Genomic DNA, 26,988 nt, shown 5'->3' with positions numbered 1-26,988 from the left:
TCCGATCCGGGTATGTCCAAATCTGAACTGGCGCCCGCCGAACACGCCTGGTGGGGTGTGGTGGCATTGGCGCTTTCCGCCTTTATTTTCAATACCACCGAATTCGTGCCCGTCGCTCTGCTCAGCGCGATTGGCGACAGCCTTCACATGCAGGCCACCAACGTCGGCCTCATGCTGACGATTTATGCGTGGACGGTGGCCGTGGTGTCGCTTCCGCTGACCGTGCTCACGCGCGCCGTCGAGCGCCGCAAGCTGCTGACCGGCGTGTTCGTGCTGTTCATCGTCAGTCACATCGTCACTTCGATCGCCTGGAACTTTCCCGCGCTGATAGCGGGCCGATTGGGCATTGCCTGCGCGCACGCGATCTTCTGGTCGATCTCAGTCTCGCTCGTGGTGAGGATCGCGCCGCCATCGAGGAAAGGCCAGGCGCTCGGCCTGCTCGCCATGGGCACCTCGATTGCCATGGTGGCCGGCATCCCGCTCGGACGCGTCATTGGCGAGACGCTGGGCTGGCGCGTCACGTTCCTCGCGATTGCGGGCGCGGCGGCCATTGTCTTGCTGATGCTGCGCGCCACCGTGCCCCAGCTTCATAGCCTGCAATCGGGTTCGCTCAGGAACCTGCCCACGCTATTCAGAAAGCCGACGCTCGCCCTGCTCTACCTGATCACGATTCTGGTCGTCTCCGCGCACTTTACGTCGTACACGTATATCGAGCCCTTCGTGCAGGCCGTCAATCACGCGAGCGAAAGCCGCATTACCTATATTCTGGTGTTGTTCGGCAGCGCCGGCATTCCCGCTGCGATTTGCTTCAACCGCATTTTCCCAAGGTATCCGAAACAATTTTTGCTGGCGTCGATCGTCACGCTGGCCTCGTGCCTGCTGGTCCTGTTTCCGTGCGCGCTCGGCATCGTCATGCTCTCCGTGCATACCGTGGTCTGGGGCGGCGCAATCGTGTGTTTCGGTCTGGCGATGCAGGCCTGGATCCTGAAGCTCGCGCCCGAAGCAACGGATCTCGCCGTGTCGATCTATTCAGGTTTGTATAACGTGGGCATTGGCGCCGGCGCGCTGCTTGGCAACCATATCGCCCACGATTTCGGGCTGCCGTGGACCGGCACGTTTGGCGGCCTCGTGGGCGGGCTGGGCGTGGGAGTCTGCTGGCTGGCGTTGCGCTTCAAGCACCAGGAAGCGCCGAGAAGCGCCAGCCAGCCAGTCCAGTAAGGAAGGGTGAAATACGCCCGAATTACACGACGAACTACACGACGTTCTTTTCGACGATGGGACGATTCTCCAGCACACGGTCCCAGCTCAGGGAAGACAGATCGAGGCTCGCGTACTTGCCGCCGATAATGAGCTCGCTCACGCCGCGCCCCGTCGCCGGCCCCTGCTGCAAGCCGTGGCCGCTATAGCCATTGGCGAACACGCAGTTTTCGATCGCCGGGTGATAGCCGATGATCGCGTTGTGGTCGAACACGTTATATTCGTAGTAGCCGGACCAGCAATGCTCGACGCGCAGCGCCTCGAATTCCGGCACCCGGTGCGCGAGCGTCGGCCAGATGACTTCGTCGAACAGATTGTGATCGACTTCGTCGAGCGGCAGATCGTTCGGGTCGTTCTCCTCGCCCGGCGAGGTCCCGGTGATGTACGTCGTGCCTTCGGGTCGGAAGTAAACGCCGGTGGGATCGATCAGCAGCGGGCTATTCGCAAGACGCGCCGGCGACGACACATTGAAAATACTGCGCCGCCGCGCATACACCGGAATGTCGATGCCCATCATTTCGGCGATGCGGCGCGCCCATGCACCCGCGGCATTCACGAGCGTATCGCAGGCATAACGCTCGCCGTTGCTCGCCAGCACGTGCGTGACCTTGCGGCCATCGAGCTCGAGACCATGCACATCCGCCGCCACGTAGCGCGCGCCCAGCGACTGCGCCTTCTTGCGCAGCGCCTGCACGAGCCCATAGCCGTCGAACCAGCCTTCGCCGCTCACGCCATAGGCGCCGGCGGCAATATCGTCCACGTTCAGCCACGGAAACTTTTGCTTGAGCGCGTCCGGCGAGAGCAGCGCGATATCCGCGCCCAGGCGCGTTTGCAGCGCGTGGTTCTCGCGCAGCGTGGCCTCGCCCGAGGGCGTGGCCAGAAACAGATAGCCGCCCTCGTGCAGGTCGATGGACGGCTTGTGGCCGTCCACCGCGAGACGCTCGCCGATATCGCGAAGAAATTCGATGCCGTACAGCGACATCTGAATCGACAGCGGCGTAGAGAACTGCTGCCGGATCGAGGCCGCCGACAACGCCGACGACGACCTCGCATAGCTCGGATCCCGCTCGATCACCGTCACGCCTATCGTGGGGTCCGTTGCGCGCAAGAAGTACGCAATAGAGCTACCGATCACCCCGCCGCCAACGATTACGACTTTTGCGCTCACGACTCGCTCCAGATTGCGTTTTTTTAGTCGATGTTGAAGTCGATGCCTTGTGCGAGCGGCAGCGCCGACGAGAAGTTCACGGTGTTCGTCGCGCGCCGCATATAGGCCTTCCACGCGTCCGAGCCCGACTCGCGGCCGCCGCCGGTTTCCTTCTCGCCGCCGAATGCACCGCCGATTTCCGCGCCGCTCGGGCCAATGTTCACATTGGCAATGCCGCAGTCGCTGCCCGATGCCGAAAGGAAACGCTCGCTTTCGCGCAGATCGGTCGTGAACACGCACGACGACAGGCCGTGATGCGCGGCGTTGTTGGCTTCGATGGCGTCCTCGAAACGGCTGTACTTGAGCACGTAAAGAATGGGCGCGAAGGTCTCGGTGAGCACGACCTCGGTTTGCGCGGGCATCTCGACGATGGCCGGGCGCACATAGAAGCCCTTCTCGTTGCCCGCGACCACATGGCGTTCGCCGCCGAAGACCTTGCCGCCTTCGCTGCGGGCCTTTTCCAGCGCGGCCTGCATGCGCTTGAACGATTGCTCGTCGATGAGCGGCCCCATCAGCGTGCCCTGCTCCAGCGGATTGCCGATCGAAACCTTGCCGTAGAACGTCTTCAGGCGCTCCACGGTCTGCTCATAAACGCTTTCGTGAACGAACAGGCGGCGCAGCGACGTGCAGCGCTGGCCGGCGGTGCCGACCGCCGAGAACAGGATGCCGCGCAGCGCGAGCTCCATGTCGGCGGTGCCCGAAACGATGCCCGCGTTATTGCCGCCGAGCTCCAGAATCGTGCGGCCAAAGCGGCGCGCGACTTCCACGCCCACCGCGCGGCCCATTTCGGTGCTGCCCGTGGCGCTCACGATATTCGAGCGCGGGTCGGCCACCAGCTTCGCGCCTACGTCGCGCCCGCCGGTCACGAGGCTCGTAAGCCCCTCGGGCGCGCCGCCGAATTCCTTGAGCGCGTCCTGCAGAATCTTGTCGACGGCCAGTGCGGTCAGCGGCGTCTTTTCCGACGGCTTCCAGATCACCGCGTTGCCGCACACCAGCGCGAGCGCGGCATTCCAAGACCACACGGCTGCCGGAAAATTGAACGCCGAGATCACCGTGCACACCCCCATCGGATGCCAGCTTTCGGCCATGCGGTGGCCGGGGCGCTCCGAAGCGATGGTCAAGCCGTACAGTTGACGCGACAGGCCCACGGCGAAGTCGCAGATGTCGATCATCTCCTGCACTTCGCCCAGCCCTTCCTGAAGGATCTTGCCGGTTTCGAGCGTGATGATGGCGCCCAGCGCGGCCTTGCGCTCGCGCAGCTTGTTGCCGAGCACGCGCACCAGTTCCCCGCGTCGCGGCGCCGGCACGTTGCGCCAGGTCTTGAATGCCTCGTGCGCCTTCGCCAGCGCGGCGTCGGCTTGAGCGACGGACTGGCTCGCCACGCGGCCAATCAGTTCGCCATTGATGGGCGAATGCACGGCGATGTCGCCGGCCTCGGCGAGATGGGAAATGCCAAGTTCCGAAAGGATGGTGGATGCGTTCACTAGGAGACCTCGTCGATGTTTCCGATAGGAAATATTGTTGCTGAAACAGACTATACACGCAGACCGAAGCCCCGGCAATGCTCCAGGCAAGCCAAGCCGCGGCCGCGGTTTTCGGAAATTTTCGTATCGGAAACTAATGTGTTTTGAAGATGCAGTGGCATTGTCGGCAGCCACCGGACCGGCATCAACCGATATCTATGCACGACCTGATGCGCTTTAGTCATCAAGCCCGGGGAAATGAGGGATTCAACGAGGTGCTACAGGGAGGGTGAGGTATCGGGAGATACCCGGGAGATGCCCCATTGGCGGGAATTGGGTCGGGATTGGAGCGGCGGGCGCCGCCCAAAGGCTCAGAACTGAGCGATGCGCTGATACTGATTGGCGTTGCTAGTGGCCTGCATGGCCGTGCGGTATTCGGCGCTCAAGGACTCCTGGGCAGCTTGCGCGGCTTGTGCAATGCGCAGGTCGATCGCCTGGATTTCCCGCAGCATGGCGAGCGCATCGGCTGACTGCTGCGCGGAAAGCGCCATCAGCAGCGGCGAGCGCTCGCTCGCGAGCTGCGCGGCGCGCTCCCATTCGCCCACGGCCGCCGCCTGCTCGATGTCTTTCGTGAACCGCTGGATGCGTTCGATCTGGGCCAGTGCTTGCATGACCGGTGACCTCGTCAGTTCTTGTTGGTGGCCATCGCGCCCGCGCTGTTCTGGCCGCCGAATAGCTGGGTGAGATATTGCTGGTTGTTGTTCATCGTCGCCATCAGCGTGTTGAGCGCCGTGAATTGCGCGTTGTACATGCTCGTGAGCTGCGACTGATACGTCGCCAGCGACGCCTGCTGCGTCGAGAGATTCGTCAGGTCCGTGTTGAGCGCCGTGGTGCGCGTCTCGATCGCACCGCTGCTCGAAAGGTAGCTCGTGATATTGGTGTTCAACTGCGCGGCCACGCCGTTGGTCGAGCTGAACAACTTGGCCACCGTGGCCTGGTTGTTTTGCAGCGCGCTGCTCAGCGTGCTGCTGTCGACCGAGAGCGAACCGTCTGCGTTCAGCGTCACGCCGATCGTCGCGAGACTCGTGGTCGTGTTGCCGTTCTTCACGCCGGTTGCGACGATCGAGGCCAACTGGTTGCGCACGAGGTTCAGCGTCGAGTCGCCGAGCAGCGGTCCCTGCGAAGTCGCAGTCGAGCTGTACGCGGTGAGTGTGCCCATGGTCGTCACGAGCGTGTTGTAGAGCGTGACGAAATTGTTGATCGCATTCGACTGCGAACTCGTGTCCTGTGCGATCGTGAGCGTTTGCGGCGATGTTCCCGTGGTGTCCACCGATGCTGCGCTCAGGCTCAGCGTGACGCCCGCGAGCGCGGTAGTCACCGAGTTCGTCGCGTTGGTCACGCCGGTGCCGTCGAGCGTGAAGTACGCATCCTGCGCGGCGGTGGTCTGGGTCCAGTTGGGCGTGGCCGGCGAGCCGGAAGACTGCACGTTGCTGAGCGTCGACTGGTTGGCCTTGAGCTGCGCGCTGGTTGCGCTCGCATTGCCGTCAAGCGACGTGCCGGCGTTGCCGGTCACCGCGAGGCCGTTCAGCGGGTCGCCCGTAGCCGTATCGCTGATCTGGATGCTGATGGCGTTCTGCGATCCGGTGGCGTTCGCGTGCAGCACGAGGTGCGCACCATCGGCGCCATTAACGACCGTGGCCGTCACGCCGGGATTATTGCTCGCGCTGTTGATCGCCGCCGCAATGCCGGAAACCGTGCTGTTGCTGCTGTCCAGCGAAATCGTGGTGCTCGCGCCGCCGATCGAGAGCGTCATCGTGCTCGGCACCGAAGCCAGCGGCTGGCTAGCGCCATAGCCCTTCGACGTAAGCACCTGCGCGGCCGCGATCTGCGCGACGTCGATCGAATACGTCCCAGCCACCGCCCCACTGGCCGCCGTGGTCGCGATGCCCGTGCCGCTCGCGCTCGCCGTGAAAGCATTGACGGTCGTGCCGTTCGAGAGCGAGGTAAGGCCCGCCTGCAACGCCGAAAGCGCGGCCGAGAGCGTACCGTATGCGGAGATCTGTGTGTTGTCCAGTTGCTGCTGAGTGGATAGTGTCGCTGCCTGGCCCGCGATCTTGCTGTTGACGAGCGCCGTGACGAGCGAGCTCACGTCCATCGACGAATTGCCGGTCGAGCCGCTGATGACCGACTGCGCGGCTTGCTGCAGCGCGGTGTTGGCCGACGCTGCGGCGCTGGAGGCCAGATTCGCGTTCGAGGTACCGGATACGGTGGACATGAAGGGGCTCCGTGCGTCGGCGATGCCGGGTGGATCGGTTCAAGTACGGTTCAGGTTTGAAAACGCCAAACGGGAGGTAGTCCTCCCGGTTGGCAAGCGCCGCGCGCCCCGGGTATGGTGGGCGGAGCGCGCGGCGCGTACTGCTTGACTCACATGAAGCGTTTGTTACTGCAGGAGCTTCAGGATCTGCTGCGGCTGCGAGTTCGCTTGCGCGAGCACCGAGATGCCGGCTTGCTGCAGCACTTGTGCCTTGCTGAGGTTGGCCGTTTCCTGGGCGAAGTTGGCGTCCTGGATTTGCGATTGAGCGGTCGACAGGTCGGTTGCCTGGGCTTGCTGCGTCGTGCTGATTGCCGAGAAGCGGTTTTGCGCGGCGCCGAGCGTTGCCTGGAGGTTGTTCACCGTGTTCAGTGCGCTGTCGATCGACAAGATCCCTGCGCTAGCACCAGCGGCAGTGCTGATATCGATGTTCGACACTTGCTCAGGAGTGTTCACCGTGTTCACGCTGTCGACCGCCGTGTTCGTGAAATCCGTCCCGCCCACAACGAGCTTGGCCGACGCGGTAATTGTCGCCGGCGGTCCCGCGGTGTAGCCGGTCGCGGCCGTGTAGCTCATATAGTTTGTAAGGGGCGACCCGCCCGCGCCCGGCGCGGTCAGCGCGGTGCCGTTCTGATCGTAGAACAGCATGTTGCCCTGGCCGTCAGCCTTCACCGTGACCGACGTGATGGCGTTTGCCGTACCGGCAGGCACCTGCTTGCCGGTCGAGTCGATGCTGATGTTCTGGATGGTGCCGAGCGTGGTACCCGCAGCGATGATCGTTGTTCCACCACTGCCATTGTTGGTGTTGATCGTGCTGATCGCGGACGACGGATCAAGCGCGCTGCCTACCTTCGCTTCGATCGTCGAAGGAAGATTCGGGTTAGCGTTCGCCGTAACCGTGAACAGGTTGCCGGAAGCCGTCGAGCTAATGCCAACGCCGTTCTGGTCCGTGAAGGTGAACCCGCCCTTGCCGTCTGCGACGATGTTCACCGAAGTAATCGTTGCACCGGACGTGACAGCGGTGCCACTGCTATTCAGGCTCAGGCCGGAAACCGAGCCGAGCACGGAGCCGGAGCTCGCAAAGCCACCGCCCAAGGTTTCAGCCGACACGTTTTGCGTCAAATTCAGATTGATCGACTGGCCGACGTTCGCCCCGACCTGGAACGACACGCTGCCCAGCGAGCCATTCAGGATATTCATACCGTTGTATGTCGTCTGCGACGCAATACGGTTGATTTCCGAAACCTGCTGCGACACTTCCTGTTGCAGGGCTGCGCGATCGCTGTTGGTCATACTGCCGTTCGATGCTTGCACCGCGAGTTGGCGAATACGCTGCAAGCTGTTCGTCAGTGACGACAAACCGCTCGATGCCGTTTGCACCATCGACACGCCGTCGTTCGAGTTCGACACGCCCTGGTTCAGACCGTTGATCTGGGTCTGCATGATGTTCGAGATCGCAAGACCCGCTGCATCGTCCGCTGCGCTGTTGATGCGCTTGCCCGACGAGAGGCGCGTGATCGCTTGCGACAGCGCGCTGCCCGAGCCGGTCAGATTCTGCTGCGCGATGAGCGAGTTAATGTTGCTGTTGATTCCGAGCATGGAAATTCTCCTGATTGGGACTGAGCCCGTTTGCGCCACGGCGACCGTGGCGTCGGCGGACTGTCAAACGCGTTGTTTCGACCGCCATGTTTGGGGTAACGACCGCCCACCAGGGAACTTTAGAGGGACATATGCAAAAAATCTGATCTTATGCTCAATCAGGGACATGACAGACACGCGGGAAATGGCCGCCGAATAGCCGAAAACAAATGCCAAATAGTTGATTTTCTTGAATAATCAATCCGGCATTTCAGTCCATGCCCTTCAAGCCATCGTTGGCGCGCGCGAATCCGCGCGCCCTGAAAGGGTCGCGCGGATCCGGCGCAATTGACTAGTCGAGCGATTTACGGCGCTGGCGCTACAAAGATATCGGTGGGATTGCTTGCATTCCCGGTCGTTTGCACGAAGAACGGCACGAACTCCGTATCGGTTGCACCCAACCCTTCATAATCCCCGATAAAGTACCCTTCGGCATAAGGCGCGGTTTTCATATCGAAGGACCCCGCGATATGCAGTTCATTGCCGAAATTCTGGCCCCCGCGCGGCGAGGTGATGCGCCAGTAATCCGTCGGCAGCGTGGTGTCCGTGGACTTGAGCGTGCGGAAGTCATAGTACGTGACGGCCACCACGCCCGCAGGGTTGACCCGCACGGCAGGATTGAATGCGGGTCGGCCCGAAGGCGTATTCACCCGCATGGGCGCGCTCCATGTCTTGCCACCATCGGCGGACGTCGATAGCGCCACCTCGTCGTACTTCCCGCCATTGAAGCGCGAATCCTGCCAGACGACATAAAGCTGCCCCGTCGCCGGATCGATCGCCGGTTCGGGAATGATGTCCCCGGTGCGTATCGGCGTGCCGGAATTGGGATCAAAAACCGAAACCGTTTGCAGCGTCGAAATGATCTGAGGTTGGGTCCACGTGGCGCCATCGTCGGTGGATTTGATGAACGCTACCCTGCCTGCCCCCTGGTTGAATGGCGGCGTGATCAGATCGAAAAAGTCGTAGAGCGTCCCGTCCTGCTGATTGACCACGATCTGATTGCCGATCGTCTGCTGCCGCGAGGGCACCTTCACGATTTCCGCGGCGGTACTCCAGGTCTTGCCGCCATCCACGGTCTTCGAGAACAATGTCGGGCCGCGGTAAGCGGCCGTATGGAGATTCGCGTAGGGGTTGCCGTTCGGCAGTTCGAGCCGGTCCCATACCGCATACGCCACGCCGGCCTTGATCGGATTCGCAGTCACCGATTCCTTGTCGTTGAAGTACTGCAAGGTAGGCTCGTTGTTGGCGATGATCACGCTGAGGTTTCCCCAGGTCTGACCGCCATCGCTGGAAACCGCTGCGGCCACGGCATTGCTGTTGTTGGAGTTGTTGAACGAGATGGAGACGGCATAGGCGGTGCCGTCGGGGCCGATGGACACCCATGGGTCAGAGGCGCGCTCGTATCCGAGCCCGTTCGCACATGCGCTAAAGGGCAAGGACGTTTGCCCCCATGTGTGACCGCCGTCGAAGGAGAAGCCGGCAACGAGGCCATGAGAGCCACCGTCCGACCAGCGGTCCTGCTGCCACGCGCCGATGAGGTTGGACGAGTTTTTCGGGTTGACGGCCACCCACGGCTCGACCTCGCTATTCACAAACACAGTGCTGCTCGATGATCCGCCAATGGTGCACGTGGCAAAGGGGCTTGGACCCGAAACCAGTGTGGGGCTGGCCGAGGCCGGTGCGCTAACCATGAGCGTGGCAGCCGCCGAAACGCCGAGCAGCACGGCGCAAGACTTGTTGCGATGCATGAAAGGACTCCTTATTTCTATGCGGCCCGCAACAGCCATGGGCCGTCAGCACGGGTATCGCCAGCGCGACGGTCACGCAATTGCACCACCTGCTATCAGCCTTTTCCCGCTGGCTACCTAGGTCACACCCATTCGATAACGCCGTACTTCGGCTCCATCGATCTGCAGGAAGTGCATTTGAATTTAGATCACACGAAAGCGGTTGGACTGAAATTTTTTGTAACAAATCGGATCCGTCGCTCCTCATGCAACGTTTGGGAACGTAGCGGCCCGGGCACTTTTACTCCGGCAGGAACAGTGAATTGAGGCGCAGGGCATTTATTACCTCACCGTCCAATCCTAAGCTTCACTCAACGACCGCCAGACAGGCCGGTCGCTTCGCTCCATGTTCCCGAGGTAGTCGAAATGAAAACCCTGATTCAAGCCATCGCCGTCGCATCGGCTCTCGCCGTGCCGGCACTCAGTTTCGCCGCGCAAACCCAGCCGCTGACCCGCGCGCAGGTTCGCAACGAGTATGTCCAGCTCAAGCAAGCCGGATACGAAGCGACCGACTACAACTACGAGGCCAGCATGCGGGCCGCAGAAGCGAAACTCGCGCATCAATCGGAAGCACCGGCACATTGAAGCTCCCTTTTCACGCTTCGAGCTCCCCGTGAAGCGCGTCAAAACCGATGAATGATCCCGGCGCCGACAGCAAATCTCGTCGATCCATGAATTATTTCGAATAACTAATTTACTAGTACAGATGCGTTACGCCGCCGCGATCCGACGCACATCGCGGCGGGAAATACCGTGACGCTTCGCGATCAACGCGCCAACCGGAACACCCGGACGAAAAGCCGATCCTGCCGGCGCGCAGGATCGCCGCGCGCAACGCGACTTCGGAACCAGCAAGGGAAAACCCTGCTCATCAATGTAACGATCAATCGAATGAAGGTATGGCGCGGCTCGGCGCGTTCTCCCGCATGCCTGGAAAGGCCGTCCGACAAGGCTCATGGCTCGCCGCCAGGCCCCGCGCCTGCGGTCGCCGCGCCTTACCCAGCAGACATGCCAATAAATAAAATCGATACCTGGATAAGCACGCCGCAAGCCTGCCCATCGGCGTTCCGGTAAAGTCGACGGCCATGGAACACCGCTGACATGGACAACAACGACCTTCCTAATCTCGCGTGTCTGTATGCGGTACTGCGCGTGGCCGAGATGGGCAGCGTGAGCCGCGCCGCCACCGCCCTCTTTCGCGCCCAGTCGGCCATTACGCGGGCCGTGCAGCAGATCGAAACCGCGCTGGGCGCGCCGCTGTTCGAGCGCAAGCCATCCGGCATGCTCGCGACGCCCATGGGGCGAGCGGTGCTCGAGCGCAGCGAGCGGGTGTTCGCCGAACTCAACGAGCTGGCGAGCTGGTGTGCGATGCGCCAATCGCGCAAGCGCGCAACGCGGGCAGGCGGCTTGCCGGCCTACCTGCTCAACACCCGCCGGCTGCAGTTGTTTTCAACGCTCGCGCGCTACCGGCACATGCCCAGTGCGGCGCGTGCGTTGAACGTCACGCAACCCGCGGTCAGCAGCGCGGTGCGAATTCTCGAAATCGGCGCGGGATTTCCGCTGTTCCATCGGCATCCGCGCGGACTGCTCCTGACGGCCGACGGCGAAACCTTCCTGCTGCACGTGCGCCGCGCGTTGAACGAATTGCGCCACGTCGCCGACGACGTCGCCGCGCTGCATGGCAGCGTCCAGGGCATCGTCACCGTGGGCGTGCTGCCGCTCGGCCGCACGCTGATCCTGCCGGAAGCGGTGGCGCGCGTCGTCACGCGCTTTCCGAAGGTGCGCGTGATCACCGACGAGAGCGCCTATGAAGCGCTGGTCGCGGGCGTGCACGCGGGCGACATCGATTTCATCCTGGGTGCGCTGCGGGTGAACGATGCCACCAGCGGCCTGGAAAACGAAAAGCTGATGTCGGAGAATCTGGTCATCCTCGCGCGGCACGACCATCCACTCGCCAAGGTGAAGGACCTCCCCCTCAAGAATCTTGGCGATGCCCAGTGGGTACTGCCGCGCAGCGACTCGCCCACGCGGCGGCTGTTCGAGACGCTGTTTCGCCGCGCGAAAATCAGGCCGCCGATGCCGACGGTCGAAACGGCGGACCTCGCCATCATTCGGGGGCTGCTGCTGCATACCGACATGATTGCCGTGCTCTCGGCGCAGCAGCTGCACTACGAGTGCGCTTCAGGAATGCTGGCCGTGCTCGATGTGCCCATGCGCGACACGACCCGCGATATTGGCCTGACCACGCGCACCGGCAGCCCGCCCTCGCCGGCCGCGCGCGAGCTCATCAACGCGATTCGCCTCGTCTCGGCCGAGATCGCCCGCGCCCGCAATAAGTAACGGGCATTGCGCGAATGACTCGTCAAGCGGCACCTCGAATCGTTGCGCTTTCTTCCCGCCCCCCGTTCAGCGCGTGCTAACCCCCGGCACGAGATGAATCCGCTTTTCCGTCTCCGCTTCCACCGCCGCACGCGTGTAGAGCAACGGGAAATAGCGGCCATCGAGCCACATCTGCGCCAGGTCCCGATAATGCGGACTATCCGGGTCGCCCGAGTCGCCGGGCAGGTTCATCGCGCGCGAGTTGTCCCAGTTGCCCACGTCCACGATCACGCGAAACGACGGCCCTTTGGTCTGCCGGAAATCGCGCTCGCGGTAAGTGGACTGGTTCGGTGTGTACGCGCTGCCGCCAAGAAGGCATCGCTTTCGTTGTCCGCGAAAATATGCGGCACGCCCCAATGATCGATCAGAATATCGACCGGGTGCGCGAGGCCTTCGAGGGTGATCGTTTCCACCGGCTCATCGGTTGCGTGCGCAACGATACTGCTGAATGCGGCCACTGCGGCACACGTGACGGAGATGGCGAGTCTGCGATATCGGCGTGTTGGGCGCACGGTGTGTCTCCTCCGGGGTTTTCACTGCGTGGTGATACCGGGCGGCGCACCGGGGCCGTGAGGCCCGGTGCAAGTGGAGACATCGGTTTGCTCGGGCGTGCCGCGCTTGCCCGAATGAAAGTAATCGCTTTATGCCGTTAGCGGAAAACGCTCACGGCTTCGACCAGGCGCGCGGCTTGCTGCTTGAGACTATCCGACGCCGCGGTGCTCTGCTCGACCAGCGCGGCGTTTTGCTGGGTGATCGTATCGAGGTCGCTCACTGCGCGGTCTACCTGCGTAACGCCGCTGCTTTGCTCCTCGGTAGCGAAGCGGATTTCGGCAATCAGATCGGACACGCGCTTGACCTGCGCGACGATGTCGTCCATCGTCCGCGCGGCCTCGTCGACCATTTTTGAACCGGCTTCGACTTTTCCGACGCTTTCGCCGATGAGATTCTTGATCTCCCTGGCCGCATTCGAGCTGCGCTGTGCGAGCGCGCGAACTTCCCCCGCGACGACCGCGAATCCCCGTCCCTGCTCGCCCGCGCGCGCGGCCTCCACAGCCGCGTTCAAGGCCAGGATATTGGTTTGAAATGCAATCCCGTCGATTACGCCGATGATATCGGCGATCTTTTTCGAGCTGTCGGTGATCTCGTTCATCGTCGTGATCACATGCGATACGGCCTCTCCTCCCTTCGCGGCGGCATCGCTGGCCGATGACGACAAGTTGTTGGCTTGCAGGGTCGTCTCGGCATTGCTCTTGACGGTTGCCGTCATCTGCGTCATCGAGGTCGCGGTCTGTTGAACATTGGCAGCCGCCTGCTCGGTGCGCTTGCTCAGGTCGTCGGTGCCCTGGGCAATTTCGTTGATGGCCTGCTGCACATTGATGACCTGTTCGCTGACGTCGTCGATCAACCAGCGGAACATCAGCCCAAGCTGGCTGACCGTGCGCAGCGTCATGCCGATTTCATCGACGCGATCCATGTGGACGGCCTTCTGGCTTTCCCCCGATGCAACACGCAACGCTTGCTCGAGCACCTTCTCGAGCGGGCGCGAAATCTGGCTTTCCAGCCACAATGCCACCACCAGCGAAGCCAGCAAGGCCGCCCCCGTGATGCCGCCGAGGGCATATGTGCGCAAACCGAGCAGCCAGGCCGCCAGTCCCATCAACGGCACGAGCGTCAGCAAGGCAAACCGGATACGCCAGCGCACGCGCATGGTCTTGAACGCGCTCGTCCAGCCCATGAGGCCACCGCGCACGATAAGTCCCTTGTGGAAGCGGCGGCTGCCGGCCTTGCCTTCCCTGAACTCGCGATAAAGCGCTTCGGCCGAGGCGATCTCTTCACGCGACGCCTTGGTGCGCACCGACATGTAACCCACCGGCTGACCGTTGCGCACCACAGGTGTCGCGTTCGCCCGCACCCAGTAATGATCACCATTCTTGCGTCGGTTCTTGACCAGCGCGCTCCAGGGCTCACCGCCTTTGAGCGTCGCCCACATGTCCGCAAAGGCTTCCTTCGGCATGTCGGGGTGCCGCACCAGATTATGCGGATGGCCCTGAATTTCCGCATGCGAAAAGCCGCTGACCTGGATGAAAGCCGCATTGGCATATGTGACGCAACTTTGAGTGTCGGTCGTCGACATCAACGTTGCGTCGTCCGGAAATTCGTATTCGTTTTGGGTGACAGGCTGGTTGTTGCGCATGGACCTTCCTCACGATGCAAGATGAATATTCGCAGTGCAATCCATGCGGTCGGCCGCAATCTCGAAGTGGCATCGCGACAGCGCACGATACTGCAAGCACGACCGGCACAACAAGCACTATGTCGGCAATTTCGGGCCAAATCTTTAGCGCCATCGCTTGCCTCGCGAATGCATCCCGGCCATTGCATCTCCGTGCAATAGATGAAAGCCCCTCTAAAGAAATCATGCGTCGCGCCGTAATACCTCGCGATATGACTCGTTCGTTACAGCCAGGCTGTTGCCCGAAGTATTGACATGAAAGCGCAAACGTTTGCGCCAACCCGGGAGGTGCATGTGGACATCGTGAAAACAGAGATCCGGCAACTGGAAAACACCCTGGACGCCCTGATTCGCCGCCCCCGGCTGATCCGCCGCGACTACTGGATATCGCAGATCGAGAATCTGCTCGAAAAGCCCAGACTGTCGCCGCTGGATCGGCAGCGGCTGCACGCGCTGCGCGACCTGCTCGGGGAGTCCCCGGCGGACAGCAGTTACGCCTGATACGCTTAAAACGCTTGATCCGCTTGGTACGCGCCGCAATCTTTTGACGTGGAAGGCGTAGCGCACGAAGCCATCGCTGACGGTAAAGAAGCCGCCCTGTGAGCGCCTTCGAATTCGTCGACGAGGGCTAGCAAACCTTCCATGAGCCGCGAGTTCCGCTCGCTTGGCGCCTGATTCCAGAGATGATCGAGCCACGCTGCGGCCAGTCTGTACGTTTCATGCGTGAGCGGACCGGCGCGCGCGACTTCGGGCGTGCTCGCGATGCCGGACGTCCCGCATGTTTCATGAGACGGCGGATTCCGCCGCAAACGCCTTTCCGATGGGCGGCTCAATCGCGTTCCGAAAATTGGCACGGTGCGTGATCCTGTGATGCCGGCTTGCGCGTCACGAACCGAGCCGGGTGATTTTCTGGCCCTGCACGCCCATGCCCGCCATGGGTCCGGTTTGTCCGAAGATGAACGCATAAACATCCGGGCGCAGGGTCGTAGTGGAAACATCCCGCCCCATGCCCGTGTCCGCGAGAACCACGCTCGGGCCGCCGCCAATCGACCAGCCAGCGCTGCTGTCGAGGTAGCGCATGGCGGCAGCCCTGGTGAGGAACATCGCTTCGGAAAAGCTCTGTGCGCCGGCTTGAAGCCCATAGGAAAGCGCGCTCGTGTTGTAGTAGCCGAGCACCTTTCCTGCGTGCGAGAACAACACGCCATTGCCGCCCGAACCGCCGAACATCAGCCCTGCTTTCAGGATGTCCGGAAAGACCAGGATTGCAACGGAATGGGCGCCCAACTCTCTGGCGCGAGGCGTGCTCGCATACAGCCGCGCCAGCGCCGCGCGCGCATCCTGCTCGAGTTTCGCGTGAGACGCGTCACTGGCCGAAGAGAACGAAGCAGCCTGCGCTCCCAGACTGGAACACCCCCCAACGAACAGGCCCGAGAGCACAGCGGCCAGGCGCACGATTTTAAAAGACATCTTTGATTCTGACCTCGATGATCAAGGTAATGAGTGGCACTCGTTGCATACCGAACAATGCGGCAGGCAACGCCTTCGACTCAATTTACCGGCATGCGGCATTACAAGCTGCTCAAAACTTGTTTCAACGCATGTCAGAATCGCGCGCCGCGGCTTGTGATTCGGCTCACGCTCTATTTGATTTGCAATGCAGAATAATGAGGAGAACGCGCTGCGCACCGCGCCGCTGCGTCAAGTGTTCAGCGCACCGGCAAGCGCACGCGCGCCACGAGGCCATGCGGCCGGTTCGGCAACAGATCGAGCGCACCGTCGTGCTGCGTCGCAATCCGGTCCGCAATCGCCAGACCAAGTCCCGAGCCGCCGCGCTGATCGCTCTGCGGCCCCCGCCTGAACGGCTGCGTCATCAACGGCAACAGTTCCGCCGGCACGCCGGGGCCCTGATCTCGACGTCGATCGTCATATACCCGCCCGCCATCCGGGTCCTGACCGCGAGCCCGACGCGGCCATGCACGGCCGCGTTATGCATCAGGTTCATCAATAGCCGCTGTATGCCCGTGGGCCGGAACGAGAACTCGGGCAGCGCCTCCAGCGACAGATCGAATACGTACTCGAGCCCGACGTAGTCGGCGGCAAGGCGCTCGATCAACGCGTTGAGGTCGCCGCGCCTTGCGGGTTCGCTGTCCCAGCCGCGCGCGAAATCGATGAACTGCTGCACGATCATGTCGATTTCCTCGACGAACCGTTCGGCGCTGTCCAGAGGCGCGTCGACGGAATCCGGCGCCAGCAGCACCATGCGCAGCTTCGTGAGCGGCGTGCGGATGTCGTGCGAGATGCCCGCCAGCATTTGCGCGCGAGTCGTCTCCAGATCCTGGAGCGACGCAGCCATGCGATTGAATGCGTCCGCAACCATCGCCAGTTCGTGTGCGCCTTCGACGGGCACTGCCTCGGGCCACGCCCCCTGCTCGATCGTGTCGGCTGCGCGTGCGAGCCGCATCAGCAGCCGTTCGACCGGACGGTGTATCAGGAATGCCACCAGTGGCGGCACCGTGGCGATACACAGCAGCAGACTGATCAACGTCCACGGCAGGCCCGGAATCGCATGCGGCGCGCCCGCGAGCAGCATCCAGTAATACGCGTCCTCCACCCGCACGCGGACCCAGACACGTTGCGCGCCGCCGTGCTCGAAGCGCATCTGCTCGCCCGCGCCCAGTTCGCTCGACATCCGCGCAACGAAATACCGGGCGGCCATGCCTTGCGGCCGCGCGTCGGTGGCGCTCGCGGGAGGCACCTCGCTTTGCGCCACGCCATTGATGGCCAGAAGCTGCTGCTCCCGCACCGCGGGCGGCAGCGTGGCAAGCAGCCGGCTCACCGTGCGGATTTGCGTCGCGACGTGAACGAATTTATTGCCGGTGCCTGGCCGCGAATTGTGCGATCTCGTCGAACGTCACATACCCCATGTGGGCCGTATCGATCTAATCGAAATTCCTCGCGACGAGCGGCATGCCGGCCTGCGCCTCGGCGGGTGTGAGCTTGCCATCGTGATTCGTATCGGCCGCTTCGAAGCGGGACTGCGCCTGCTGCGTCCTGGCGTCCTGCGCAAACGCGGAGGACGCCATCAGTGCGGCAGCCAACATCAGACAAATGCGTTTCATTTTTTCTCCACGATTGACGAAGCCATGATTCACGGCTCGTCGGGAACGCAAGTGTAGGCGCTGTCTCCGGCTGGCAGATTACGGAATCGTTAGAAATCGATGTCAAGTTATGTCACGTCAGAACGGTAACGCCTGCATCCGCTCGATGCTCTGTCGCGTTTCACGCTCCAACTGCGCGAATAGTTCGGCGGCCGGCAGCGAGCGTGCGAGCGCCGCGGCCTGCCCCGCCCATTGCGCGCCGAAGCCAAACTCGCCTTGCGCCTTGGCGGCCGCGTGCAGCGCCTTGCCGGCGTCGTACGTGACCGGATACGCGGGCGTTTGCGGCGCGTGCGGATCGTCGCCGAGCGCGGTGAATTTATTGGCCATCGCCCGCGCGGGCCGTCCGGAAATTGCAGCGGTGAACGTCGTGTGACGCGAGGCTTCGCCAAGCAGCGCACGACGGTAACCGTCGTCGATCGACGTCTCCGGGCACGCGACAAACGCGGTCCCGAGTTGCGCGGCCTGCGCGCCGAGTGCGAGCGCCGCCGCAATGCCCGCGCCGTCCATGATCCCGCCCGCCGCGATGACCGGCAGCCGCCCTTCGCTGGCGATGAGACGCGTGAGCGCGAACGTGCCGAGACGCGCGTCGCCGGCATCGGGATCGAACACGCCGCGATGCCCGCCCGCCTCGATCCCCTGCGCCACGATCGCATCGACGCCGGCGTCCGCGACCTGGGCCGCTTCCTCGAGATTCGTGGCGCTCGCGAGCAGCGTGATGCCGGCACGCTTCAGGTCGGAGATGACTTCCGCCGCCGGCAGCCCGAAATGGAAACTGACGACCGCCGGCTTTTCTTCGGCGAGCATCTGCTGCATGGCTTCGTCGACGACGAAGCTCGTATAGATCTCCGAGAGCGTTTCGGGCGGCGTCGCGCCGTACTGCGCGAACACCGGCGCGAGCCAGTCGAGCCACGCGCGCTCGACCGCTGCGTTCGCAACAGCCGGCCGATGGCAAAACACATTGATGTTGAACGGCTTGCCGGTCAGCGCGCGCGTGTCCCGGATCATCTTGCGCGCGCCGCCAGCATCGGTCGCGCCGACGCCCAGCGAGCCAAGCCCGCCCGCATTCGACACGGCGGCCGCCAGTGCGGGCGTGCTGACGCCGGCCATCGGCGCCTGGATGATCGGCGTGCGTATGCCCAGCAAGCGCAGTAATGCGCGATTGTCCGATTGAGTGTTCATGTCGTTTTCCTCCAGCGTGGAGGTCCTCCGGTCGGCAGCGAAACAGCGCTCATGCTACGCGAAGTACCGCAAAAGCGCCGGCCGCGATGCAGCCGGGCCCGGCGGTCAAGGCCGAAAGATGCGTTTCAGGCATTCCGTGTAATGGCTACAACCAGCACAACCGAAGTCCATCGACCGGGATTCGGGTGATCGAGGCACGGCCGATGCGGCCACATTGAATGACCCGGCGAACGATCCAGCCGGAATCCGCGAGGAAGCGCCATGGCCACGACCCACTCATTCCATCTGCCGACGACCGACCCGGTGAACGACCCCGAACGCACGCCCCCGCCGCCGCCGCGCCCGGACGACGAACCGCCGCCGCTGCCCGAAGGCGACCCGCCCTCGAAGGCGCCGCCCGAGCGCGCCGCACCGGCGATGCGCCTTCACACCGGCTGATGCCACTCGACCATGACGACAACCTTGCCGTGTGGATGCCCGCGCTCGACGCGCTCGAACGCATCGCGCGCGTCGCCGAAATTGAAGCGCGACACGACCTCCACCTTAATGATCCCCTGATCGAACAGCGCAACGATATGCTCGAGCTGCGCGCCATCGGGGCGCGCCGTAAACCGCGTGGCGCACGCGCCGCGCACCGCGGCTTCGCTCTGCGACGGCTCGTCGAGCGCCGACACCATCGTGCCGCCGCGCCTCAAAACGCTCCACGAGCGCGCCTGCACAACCCCGCCCACGAGATCGAGCACGACGTCGACCTCGCCCGCGCGGTCCTCGAATTCGTCGTGCCGGTAGTCGATCGTCTCGGCCGCGCCCAATGCACGCAACGCGCCATGCGTAGGCGCCGATGCCGTCACAATCACATGCGCGCCGCAGTGCCGCGCGAACTGCACCGCGAAGCGCCCCACCGCGCCGCTCGCGCCGTGGATCAGCACGCGCTCGCCGCGCTGCAGCTTGCCGTAATCGAAGAGCCCTTGCCACGCCGTGAGCGCAGCGAGCGGCAAAGCCGCCGCCGTATCGACAGCGCCCGCGCACGGCGCGTTCGCAAGCGCGCTTGCGCTAACCGCCACGTAGTCGGCCAGTGCGCCCGGCCCCTGGCCCACGAATGCGCACACGCGCGTGCCGGGCTCCCACCCTGCCGCGCGCCGCGAGCCCTGCGCAATCACGCCGGCCACGTCTCGTCCCAGCGTAAACGGCAAATCGTGCTGCGCGACGGCCGGGTAGCGCCCGTGCAGAGTCTTCAGGTCCACGGGGTTCAGCGCGGCGGCCTGCACTTCGACCAGCACTTCGTCGCCGTATAGCAGCGGCACCGATGTGCTCTCGCATGCGAGCGCGTCGAGCCCGCCAAAGCGCGTGGCGCGCCACGCGCGCATCGATTCGGGCAACACGTTTCGCACCGGTTCCATGGCTCCTCCAGACGTGCAGACAGCGTGCGTGCATCACGCGAGGGTCCCGCAAAACCGACGAGTCGGCGCATGTGGTCGCGGCAGCATGGGGCATGCCCGTTCCTGCGGGACGCGCCCAACGCCGGGTACACGCGATGCGGCCTCTAAACCTGTGACAACACCACCCATGGAGGCAGCTATGAGTGAATACGCCGGACGCTCGCAGGACGAACGCGTGGCCATACGCAAGCGCACCAGACAGCGTGCCCAGGAACCACCCGGCGGCGAGATGGCCGTGCCCGACACCGAACCGGACCGCACCCACAGCAGCGGGGAACTCTCCCAGCGCGGCAAGGAAGTCTGGCGCAAGGGCGCGGGGTTGGATGGCGGAGGAAAATCGCGCTAAGCCGAGGCGCGCATTGCCGCACTATTCCGCGTAGGCCGCCATCACGATCCACAAGTCGTTTTCGCCATTGCTCACTTCGGCGGCCAGCGCATAGGGATCCTCGGGCCGGCATGCCCGCTGCAACGCTTTGCGCGCCTGCTCGGCATCTTCGTAGCGTTGTTTCGACAGCATGTGAACTTCGTCCCTTCCCGCAAACATCGTTTGTCCTGGTCGATAGACGAGCGGTTCATGCTTCCACTCGAGAAAGCGTTCGCAGACGTGCTGGAAATCGCCTCGACAGATGTTGACCTGGTAATGCGGCTGGGAGCTCATGGCAGACCTCCTCTTCCCGTAGATGGTGTCGGTATGTATGGGGTCGTGCGCACGGCTCGTGCCGAACGGACTGGATGCTGGGCCCGGGCACGCGATTCGCGCATGAAGCGGCGAATACCGGAAGCGGAGAAACGTATGAGCACGCTCCTTGCCCGGCGATGGGCTGCAATCATTCTGGCGTTGCTGGGCACATCGGCTTTTTCCCCACTGACGCGGGCGCAGACCGCCGATCAGCGACCGGCCGCATCGATGGCGAAACCGCCCGCGGCCGCGTCGGGCGCCGCGAGCACGACCAACCCCGACCATATGCCGATTAAAAAGCCCGAGAAGCCCACGCACGACAACATGTCCCGCGATGTGCCCGCGAGCGCGGCGAAGGCCAAATAATCAGTGCGCAGGCCAGCTTTTCCTGAACGCTGATAATCCGCCATCAGCGTTTCTGGAGCGTTCTTGCCCGGCATAAACGTTGCGCTCACCAGGGGTAGATGCATTGACTTAGGAGAGCGACCATGCCCGAACGGAAAACCATCGAGCGAGCGCAGGCTGACAAGCGCGCCGGCAAATCTCCCAGCACTCAGGCGGGTGAATTCGTCAAGGAAGAAGTCGACCGCGTGCGCGCCGGCAAGCATGGCGTGCGCTCCGCGAAGCAGGCGATTGCGATCGGCTTGTCCAAGGCGCGGCGAGCCGGCGTCGATCTGCCGCCGCCGGCAAAAGGCAAGGCGAGCGAAGCAACACGCAAGAAGGCCAAACAGGACGCCGCCCACGCGAAAAACAAAATGACCAGTGCCAGCACCGAATCGAAAGCGCGGCGCTCGCGTACCACGACGGCCGTGTTGCAGAAAGAGAGCAGCGAGGGTGCGTCGCCGCAAGCCATGTCGACGCAGTCGAAGAACGCGGCGTCCCGACGCTCGCCAGCGAGCCGGGCGGAAGCCGCCCGCAAGGCCGCCCGGACAAAAGGCTCCCGGAATCGCTCGGAGGCCGCAAAGAAGGCGGCGCAAACGAAGGGCGCAGCGGGGCGCTCGGCAGCGGCCAAAAAAGCGGCGCAAACACGCGCGGCGCGGGCGCGTCACACACAACGCTAGCGCGTCTGGTGCGCGGGCGCGGCCATCTCGCCCTCTCGAGCATCACGCGGATGCGGCACTTTCGGCGCTCATGCCAGCACGCTCACGCCAGCAGTTTCATCGCCGCGCGACGGCGTCGCTTGCGCAATTTTCCAAGCGACGCCAGTGCGGCATCCGCGCCGGCGTCCGCGTCGAAGATCTCGCGATGGCAGGCGAGCAGGTGTTCGGCGCTCACGACATCGTTAAGGTTACCGAACCGATCCTGAATCTTCTTCAACCGCTTCATGCGCTTGCCCCGACGGCGCGGCAGGTGGGGGCCGAAGAATTCGAGCAGGTAGCGCAGCCGCTTTGCGCGCTTGCGCACGTCGTGCAAGGCGGCGTAATCGCGCCGCCCGGCTTTTTTCGCGCGGCGCATGCGTTTGTCCAGCGCGCGTTCAGCCGACGCCACGCGTGCGCGCGCGAAGCGCTTCATGGGAACACGGCGCGGCGACGCATTCAGCATCCGGTTCGCGCGCCGCACCGTTTCAAGCAGGGTGCGCCCGAAGGTGCGCCCTGCCAGGACCCGGCGCGCCGCCTCGCGCGCGTCGCTGCGCGACGCCGCAAGGCGGTTGGCGATCCTCTCCTCGCCCTGCTGCGCAAGCAGGCCCGCGGCGATATCCCAATTGCGCGCGTCGCCCGCTGCGGCTGCCATGCGCTTGAGCGAGGCGCGCCCGGGTTCGTCGAGGTCGCGCCCGAACAGCGGCCGCCACGCCCACAACAAGGTGCGAAGCCGGCGCAATGCAACCCGCAGCTTGTGATAGTCGTCCTCGTTCTCGTCCAGCCGGGCCGCGCGCGTGAGCGCCTCGCTGACGAGCGGCTTCGCGTATCCCGCGAATCGCGCCTGTGCGGCGTCGAGGACTTTCCCTCTATGGCGTTTGCCTGTCATCGTCTATTCCCATGCGTGCTTCCTCACTGAACCTGCGCGGCCTGGGCAGCCGTCGCGGCACGTCGCGACTTTGCGCTGCCGGCCCGTCAGGCTGCCCGGCGGCCGCGCCTGGCGGGCGGCTTACCCGGCTTCGCGCCGGCGCTGCTCGCGCCGGTGCGCTTGCCCAGGCTGCGCTTGAGCAGGTCGGCAAGATCCACGACATCGGCGCCGCGCCGCTCGGGCTCCGGCGCCTCGATATGCGTGAGCTCGCGTGACTTCCCTTCGCTTGCCTTGCGTCGGGCCAGTTCGACAAGCGCGCCGCGAAACGTATCGCGATAGCTATCCGGCTGCCACTCGGCGCTCATATCGTCGATGAGCTTGCGCGCCATCTCCAGCTCGCCCGCGCTCACGCCCGCACTTTTCGCGCTCGCCGGAAACGAATGCGACGCATCGAGCTCGCGGACCTCCGTGGACCAGCGCAAGGTCTCCAATGCCAGGGCCGGCCCCGCCGCCACGACGGCGGCAAGATGCTGCCGGCTGTGCATCACCACGCTGGCAATGCCGAGCTTGCCGCTCTCGGCCAGCGCATCGCGCAGCAGTGCGTAGCTTTTTTCCGCGCGCCGCTCAGGCATCAGCCAATAAGGCGTATCCAGATAGACGAACGACAGCTTGCCGGCATCGACAAAGGCCAGAATGTCCACCGTCTGCGTCGCTTCCGGCTTCGCTGCGCGAATCTCCTCGTCCGACATCACGACACAGGAGCCCTTCTCGTACTCGTAGCCGCGCACGATATGCTCGCGCCCGATCGGTTTTCCCGTGCGCTTGTTGATCTGCTGATAGCCCACCGGGTCGAAGGTGCGGCGGTCGAGCAGGTTGAATTCGGTATGCTCGCTCTGGGTAGCCGGGTAGAGCTCCACCGGAATGTAAACCAGCCCGAAGCTGATGGCGCCCTTCCATATCGCACGCGGCATGATCGCCTCTCCCTCGAATCCGGTGTCCTGCGTTTGCTTCGCAATCGGGATGCCCACCGGGATGCCCACGCGCCTCGATGCACGCCGCGGGCATGATGCCTGCGCGCCCGCCCTGCAGCGAGAGACAGGACACCAGCCATGACCACGAAACCGCATTCCTCCACCCGAACCCGCAATCGCAAACCCGCGCGCCAGCGGCACGCGCACGCAAGCGCCGCGAAGAAAACGGCCGGCACCGCGCGCGGCTCGGGCCGGCGCTGGTCGCATCGCGTCGCCGAAACGAGCGATGCCATGGACCTCGATTCGGGCGTCTTCAAACTCGACGATCCCGCCGCGATCGCGCGCTCGCTGAAGCAATCGTCCGAGCGTAGCCGCCGGCGCAAGGGCACGCCGTTTCAATCGGCAATGTCGATGCTGAACTTCTATATCAATCGCGCCGGCAAGAATCTGCCGAAGTCGCGCCGCGAAACCCTGCAACAGGCGAAAGCCAAGCTGCGCGAGGCGTTCGGGCGCAAGCCGTGAAAAGTCGAAAACGAAGGGGCCGCGCCGAAGCGCTCGCCCATGCGCGCCGCCACTGCTGCCACCGCCGCGCGCACGGGCATGAGGACTGCTGTTCAATGGCATCACCGGCACCCTCAGGAGCACGATCATGACAAGGACACACGCAAGCGACGCCGTTCATGAAGCGGCTGGCAAAGCGCAGGCGCTCGCCGGCGACCTGCTCGGCGACACCGACATGCAAACCGCCGGCCGCATCAAGGCACTGTGCGGGAAGTCGCAGCGGCTCGCGAGCAACGCGACGCTCGCCACCCGCGAGACCATCGTCGAAAATCCGCTCGCGGCACTGGGCGTGGCCGTTGGTCTCGGCATCGCATGCGGCGCCTGGTGGGCCGCAAGGCGCGAGTGAGTGCCTGATGCGCGGCTTCAGGAATCGCGCGTCGCAGCGCGGATGCGTTCAATCAGCGCGCCGAGTTGAGATGCGGTAAACGGCTTGCGCAGGGCCGCGCACTCGAAGCCAGTTTCGTCCGCGGCAGGCGCTTCGTTACCCGAAGCAAATATGACGTTCAGCCATGGATACCGCTGCAGCGCGCCCCTTGCGAGGTCGACGCCCGAACCGCCCGGCAGGGCGATGTCGGTGATGAGCACCTGCACCGCCTGCTCTTCCAGGGCGCGCCGCGCCTCTTGCTCGTCGCCCGCCTGGCGCGCGTCGTAGCCCATTTCCGAAAGCAGTTCGCTCACCGCTTCGCGAGAAGCGGCGTCGTCGTCGACCACCAGCACCGATAACGGCGCTGATGAGGACGTCGATGAGGACGTCGATGAGGACGCCGATGTGGGCGCCGATAAGGGCGCCGCGCCGGCGGACGCCTCCCCGCGCGCGGCGGCAGGCGCTTGCGCATCGCGCCGCCCCCCCAGCACACGCCGGATCTTGCCCGCGAGCTGCGCGCGGCCATACGGCTTGCTCAGCAGATTCACGCCCTCGTCGAGGCGGCCGCCGTGGACGATGGCGTTTTCCACGTATCCGGAGGTGAAGAGCACCTCGAGGCCCGGCACCTCGCGCACCGCGATGCTGGCCAGCTCCGTGCTGCGCATCGGGCCCGGCATCACGACATCGGAAAACAGCAGATCGATTTTCGCGCCGCTCTTCACGATCGCCATGGCGCTTTGCGCATCGCCCGCCGTGAGCACGGTGTAGCCGAGGTCGCCGAGCATCTCCGCCACGGCCGAGCGGATGCACTCGTCGTCCTCGACTACGAGGATGGTTTCCGTCCCGCCTTCGATGCGCGCGGGCGCCAGGGTCTCGATGTCCGCCACGTGCCCGCTCGACTTCGGCAGCCAGACCTTGACTGTCGTCCCGTGCCCGGACTCGCTGTAGATGCGCATGTCGCCGCCGCTTTGCTTGATGAAGCCGTAGGCCATGCTCAAGCCGAGTCCCGTGCCTTCGCCTTCGGGCTTGGTGCTGAAGTACGGCTCGAGCGCGCGATCGAGCACGGCGCGCGGCATCCCGGTGCCGGTATCGGTGATCGCAAGCAGCACGTAGCGGCCTTCGGCAAGATCAGCAGCGAATGCGCTGTCGTGGGCGTCGATCGTCGCGTTGGAGAGCGCCATCGTCAGCTTGCCGCCTTCGGGCATGGCGTCGCGCGCGTTGATGGCGAGATTGAGCACGACGCTCTCCAGTTGATTGGGATCGACGAGCGTATTCCAGAGATTGCCGGCGACGCTGATCCGCACTTCGATCAATTCCCCCAACGCTTGCCGCAGCATGTCCTCCATCTTGCCCAGCATGGCCGAGAGGTTCACCACGCGAGGCTGGAGCGGCTGGCGGCGGCCGAATGCGAGCAATTGCGAGGAGAGCAGCGCGCCGTGCTCCACGGCGTCGATGGCTCGCGAGAGCCGCGCGCGCGCCACGGGATCGTGCCCGTGGCGCCGTTCGAGCAATTCCAGATTCGCGCGCAGCACCTGCAGGACGTTGTTGAAATTGTGAGCCACGCCGCCGGTGAGCTTGCCGAGCGCCTCCATCTTCTGCGCTTGCAGCAGCGCGGCGCGCGCGTGCTCGAGCTGCTCCTGGGCGGCCTTGCGCTCGCTGACGTCGCGCGTGATCTTCGCATAGCCCACGAGCTGGCCGCACTCGTCGCGAATCGCGTCGATCACGACATTGGCCCAGAAGCGGCTGCCGTCCTTGCGCACGCGCCAGCCCTCGGTCTCGAAGCGCCCTTCCTGCGCGGCAATCCGCAAGCCGCGCTCCGGCAATCCCCGCTCGATATCCTCGGGCGTGTAAAAACGCCGAAAATGCGTGCCAATGACTTCGCTCGCCTCGTAGCCCTTGATCCGCGCCGCGCCCAGGTTCCAGTTCGTCACTTCGCCCCCGGGCGAGAGCATGAAGATCGAATAGTCCGTGACGCCCTGCACGAGCAGCCGGAACTTGCGCTCGTTCTCGCGCAGCGCATCGTAGGCGAGCCGCTTGGCGGTCTCGTCGCGCACGATCTTGGCGAATCCCGCGAAGGTGCCGTCCCGCGCATGCAATGGCGTAATCAGAATGCTCGCCCAGAAGCGCGCGCCGTTCTGGCGGATGCGCCACGCCTCGGTGGCGAACTGGCCCTGGTCGCGCGCCCTTTGCAACGCTGCGGCGGGCAAGCCCGCCTCGCGATCTTCGCGCGGATAGAAAACCGAAAAGTGCTGCCCGAGGATTTCGGCCGCGCTATAGCCATTGATGCGCTCGGCCCCCGCGTTCCAGCTCGCGACCTCGCCGGTTTCCGTCAAGCGAAAAATCGCATACTCGCCCACGCGCGAAACCAGCTCTTTTTCCCAGCCGTCGTCCTGCCCGGGCCATACCTGATCCATGCGA

General features: G+C 64.1%; 28 protein-coding genes and 1 pseudogene. 9 read left to right on the top strand and 20 right to left on the bottom strand.

Annotated features, from left to right (window positions below):
• The first annotated feature begins 12 nt into the window (after positions 1–12).
• Complete coding sequence (locus PWP93_RS33665) at positions 13–1,218, top strand: sugar transporter (RefSeq protein ID WP_421047885.1); 1,206 nt, start codon at positions 13–15, stop codon at positions 1,216–1,218.
• A 34-nt stretch (positions 1,219–1,252) separates the two neighbouring features.
• Here the strand turns inward: PWP93_RS33665 and PWP93_RS33660 are convergent, their stop codons facing one another.
• From PWP93_RS33660 to PWP93_RS33635, 6 genes are all read right to left on the bottom strand, one after another.
• Positions 1,253–2,425: an NAD(P)/FAD-dependent oxidoreductase gene (locus tag PWP93_RS33660; RefSeq protein ID WP_421047884.1), complete on the bottom strand. Its 1,173-nt coding sequence runs from the start codon at positions 2,423–2,425 to the stop codon at positions 1,253–1,255.
• A gap of 23 nt (positions 2,426–2,448) precedes the next feature.
• On the bottom strand, positions 2,449–3,948 hold the full coding sequence (locus PWP93_RS33655; RefSeq protein WP_421047883.1) for an aldehyde dehydrogenase family protein: 1,500 nt from the start codon (positions 3,946–3,948) through the stop codon (positions 2,449–2,451).
• 350 nt (positions 3,949–4,298) lie between these two features.
• Entirely contained in the window at positions 4,299–4,598 is a 300-nt protein-coding gene (gene fliT / locus PWP93_RS33650) for a flagellar protein FliT (protein ID WP_421047882.1), read from the bottom strand.
• Between the two features lie 14 nt (positions 4,599–4,612).
• Positions 4,613–6,202: a flagellar filament capping protein FliD gene (fliD, locus tag PWP93_RS33645; protein WP_421047881.1), complete on the bottom strand. Its 1,590-nt coding sequence runs from the start codon at positions 6,200–6,202 to the stop codon at positions 4,613–4,615.
• Positions 6,203–6,367: 165 nt separating this feature from the next.
• On the bottom strand, positions 6,368–7,837 hold the full coding sequence (locus PWP93_RS33640; RefSeq protein WP_421047880.1) for a flagellin: 1,470 nt from the start codon (positions 7,835–7,837) through the stop codon (positions 6,368–6,370).
• 344 nt (positions 7,838–8,181) lie between these two features.
• Positions 8,182–9,567 carry a sialidase family protein gene (locus tag PWP93_RS33635; protein ID WP_421048078.1) on the bottom strand — a complete coding sequence of 462 codons (1,386 nt, stop codon included), beginning with the start codon at positions 9,565–9,567 and terminating at the stop codon, positions 8,182–8,184.
• A 462-nt stretch (positions 9,568–10,029) separates the two neighbouring features.
• On the opposite strand from PWP93_RS33635, the gene PWP93_RS33630 reads away from it, so the two are divergent.
• Positions 10,030–10,248, top strand: coding sequence for a DUF4148 domain-containing protein (locus PWP93_RS33630; protein WP_421025709.1), 219 nt, complete (start codon positions 10,030–10,032; stop codon positions 10,246–10,248).
• Between the two features lie 516 nt (positions 10,249–10,764).
• On the top strand, positions 10,765–12,003 hold the full coding sequence (locus PWP93_RS33625; RefSeq protein ID WP_421047879.1) for a LysR family transcriptional regulator: 1,239 nt from the start codon (positions 10,765–10,767) through the stop codon (positions 12,001–12,003).
• Positions 12,004–12,069: 66 nt separating this feature from the next.
• On the opposite strand, the pseudogene PWP93_RS33620 reads toward PWP93_RS33625, so the two are convergent.
• The 3 genes and pseudogenes from PWP93_RS33620 to PWP93_RS33610 all read right to left on the bottom strand — a co-directional run.
• Positions 12,070–12,351: pseudogene (locus tag PWP93_RS33620) on the bottom strand (penicillin acylase family protein); the annotation flags it as partial.
• A complete protein-coding gene (locus PWP93_RS33615; protein WP_421047878.1) occupies positions 12,270–12,455 on the bottom strand; it encodes a penicillin acylase family protein in 186 nt (61 codons plus the stop codon). The gene PWP93_RS33615 and the pseudogene PWP93_RS33620, both read right to left, overlap by 82 nt.
• 236 nt (positions 12,456–12,691) lie before the next feature.
• Entirely contained in the window at positions 12,692–14,236 is a 1,545-nt protein-coding gene (locus PWP93_RS33610; RefSeq protein ID WP_421047877.1) for a methyl-accepting chemotaxis protein, read from the bottom strand.
• Positions 14,237–14,530: 294 nt separating this feature from the next.
• On the opposite strand from PWP93_RS33610, the gene PWP93_RS33605 reads away from it, so the two are divergent.
• Entirely contained in the window at positions 14,531–14,776 is a 246-nt protein-coding gene (locus PWP93_RS33605) for a hypothetical protein (protein ID WP_421047876.1), read from the top strand.
• A gap of 384 nt (positions 14,777–15,160) precedes the next feature.
• Here PWP93_RS33605 and PWP93_RS33600 read toward each other — a convergent pair whose 3' ends face one another.
• The 5 genes from PWP93_RS33600 to PWP93_RS33580 form a co-directional block, all read right to left on the bottom strand.
• Entirely contained in the window at positions 15,161–15,742 is a 582-nt protein-coding gene (locus PWP93_RS33600) for a twin-arginine translocation pathway signal protein (RefSeq protein ID WP_421047875.1), read from the bottom strand.
• A gap of 239 nt (positions 15,743–15,981) precedes the next feature.
• Positions 15,982–16,146, bottom strand: coding sequence for an ATP-binding protein (locus PWP93_RS33595; RefSeq protein ID WP_421047874.1), 165 nt, complete (start codon positions 16,144–16,146; stop codon positions 15,982–15,984).
• The gene (locus tag PWP93_RS33590) at positions 16,146–17,111 is read right to left on the bottom strand and encodes a HAMP domain-containing protein (RefSeq protein WP_421047873.1); all 966 of its coding nucleotides are present in this window, start codon (positions 17,109–17,111) and stop codon (positions 16,146–16,148) included. Before PWP93_RS33590 ends, PWP93_RS33595 begins: the two co-directional genes overlap by 1 nt.
• A 103-nt stretch (positions 17,112–17,214) precedes the next feature.
• Positions 17,215–17,394, bottom strand: a complete 180-nt coding sequence (locus PWP93_RS33585) for an EF-hand domain-containing protein (protein ID WP_421047872.1) — start codon at positions 17,392–17,394, stop codon at positions 17,215–17,217.
• 117 nt (positions 17,395–17,511) lie between these two features.
• A complete protein-coding gene (locus PWP93_RS33580; protein ID WP_421047871.1) occupies positions 17,512–18,612 on the bottom strand; it encodes an NAD(P)H-dependent flavin oxidoreductase in 1,101 nt (366 codons plus the stop codon).
• A 261-nt stretch (positions 18,613–18,873) separates the two neighbouring features.
• Here PWP93_RS33580 and PWP93_RS33575 point away from each other — a divergent pair, with 261 nt between their 5' ends.
• Complete coding sequence (locus PWP93_RS33575; protein ID WP_421047870.1) at positions 18,874–19,050, top strand: hypothetical protein; 177 nt, start codon at positions 18,874–18,876, stop codon at positions 19,048–19,050.
• On the opposite strand, the gene PWP93_RS33570 is transcribed toward PWP93_RS33575, so the two are convergent.
• Complete coding sequence (locus tag PWP93_RS33570) at positions 19,038–20,012, bottom strand: NADP-dependent oxidoreductase (protein ID WP_421047869.1); 975 nt, start codon at positions 20,010–20,012, stop codon at positions 19,038–19,040. The genes PWP93_RS33575 and PWP93_RS33570 overlap by 13 nt on opposite strands.
• A 178-nt stretch (positions 20,013–20,190) precedes the next feature.
• Here PWP93_RS33570 and PWP93_RS33565 point away from each other — a divergent pair, with 178 nt between their 5' ends.
• Positions 20,191–20,397, top strand: a complete 207-nt coding sequence (locus PWP93_RS33565) for a hypothetical protein (RefSeq protein WP_421025723.1) — start codon at positions 20,191–20,193, stop codon at positions 20,395–20,397.
• A gap of 21 nt (positions 20,398–20,418) precedes the next feature.
• Here PWP93_RS33565 and PWP93_RS33560 read toward each other — a convergent pair whose 3' ends face one another.
• Both PWP93_RS33560 and PWP93_RS33555 read right to left on the bottom strand, forming a co-directional pair.
• Positions 20,419–20,709 carry a hypothetical protein gene (locus tag PWP93_RS33560; protein WP_421047868.1) on the bottom strand — a complete coding sequence of 97 codons (291 nt, stop codon included), beginning with the start codon at positions 20,707–20,709 and terminating at the stop codon, positions 20,419–20,421.
• Positions 20,710–20,939: 230 nt separating this feature from the next.
• Entirely contained in the window at positions 20,940–21,338 is a 399-nt protein-coding gene (locus PWP93_RS33555) for a hypothetical protein (RefSeq protein ID WP_421048090.1), read from the bottom strand.
• On the opposite strand from PWP93_RS33555, the gene PWP93_RS33550 reads away from it, so the two are divergent.
• Positions 21,219–21,791, top strand: a complete 573-nt coding sequence (locus tag PWP93_RS33550; protein ID WP_421047867.1) for a DUF6496 domain-containing protein — start codon at positions 21,219–21,221, stop codon at positions 21,789–21,791. The genes PWP93_RS33555 and PWP93_RS33550 overlap by 120 nt on opposite strands.
• Before the next feature lie 82 nt (positions 21,792–21,873).
• Here the strand turns inward: PWP93_RS33550 and PWP93_RS33545 are convergent, their stop codons facing one another.
• On the bottom strand, positions 21,874–22,695 hold the full coding sequence (locus PWP93_RS33545; protein ID WP_421047866.1) for a CHAD domain-containing protein: 822 nt from the start codon (positions 22,693–22,695) through the stop codon (positions 21,874–21,876).
• Between the two features lie 86 nt (positions 22,696–22,781).
• Positions 22,782–23,714: a Ku protein gene (locus PWP93_RS33540; protein WP_421047865.1), complete on the bottom strand. Its 933-nt coding sequence runs from the start codon at positions 23,712–23,714 to the stop codon at positions 22,782–22,784.
• Positions 23,715–23,783: 69 nt separating this feature from the next.
• On the opposite strand from PWP93_RS33540, the gene PWP93_RS33535 reads away from it, so the two are divergent.
• Positions 23,784–24,167, top strand: coding sequence for a DUF3175 domain-containing protein (locus tag PWP93_RS33535; protein WP_421047864.1), 384 nt, complete (start codon positions 23,784–23,786; stop codon positions 24,165–24,167).
• 127 nt (positions 24,168–24,294) lie between these two features.
• Complete coding sequence (locus PWP93_RS33530) at positions 24,295–24,552, top strand: CsbD family protein (RefSeq protein ID WP_421047863.1); 258 nt, start codon at positions 24,295–24,297, stop codon at positions 24,550–24,552.
• A gap of 17 nt (positions 24,553–24,569) precedes the next feature.
• Here PWP93_RS33530 and PWP93_RS33525 read toward each other — a convergent pair whose 3' ends face one another.
• On the bottom strand, positions 24,570–26,984 hold the full coding sequence (locus PWP93_RS33525; RefSeq protein WP_421047862.1) for a PAS domain S-box protein: 2,415 nt from the start codon (positions 26,982–26,984) through the stop codon (positions 24,570–24,572).
• Positions 26,985–26,988 lie beyond the last annotated feature (4 nt).

Origin of the sequence: Paraburkholderia sp. A1RI-2L (assembly GCF_048957375.1) — a bacterium.
Taxonomy (GTDB): domain Bacteria; phylum Pseudomonadota; class Gammaproteobacteria; order Burkholderiales; family Burkholderiaceae; genus Paraburkholderia.
Note: the sequence above shows the minus strand (reverse complement) of the source record. Positions and strands in the feature narration are given on the sequence as shown.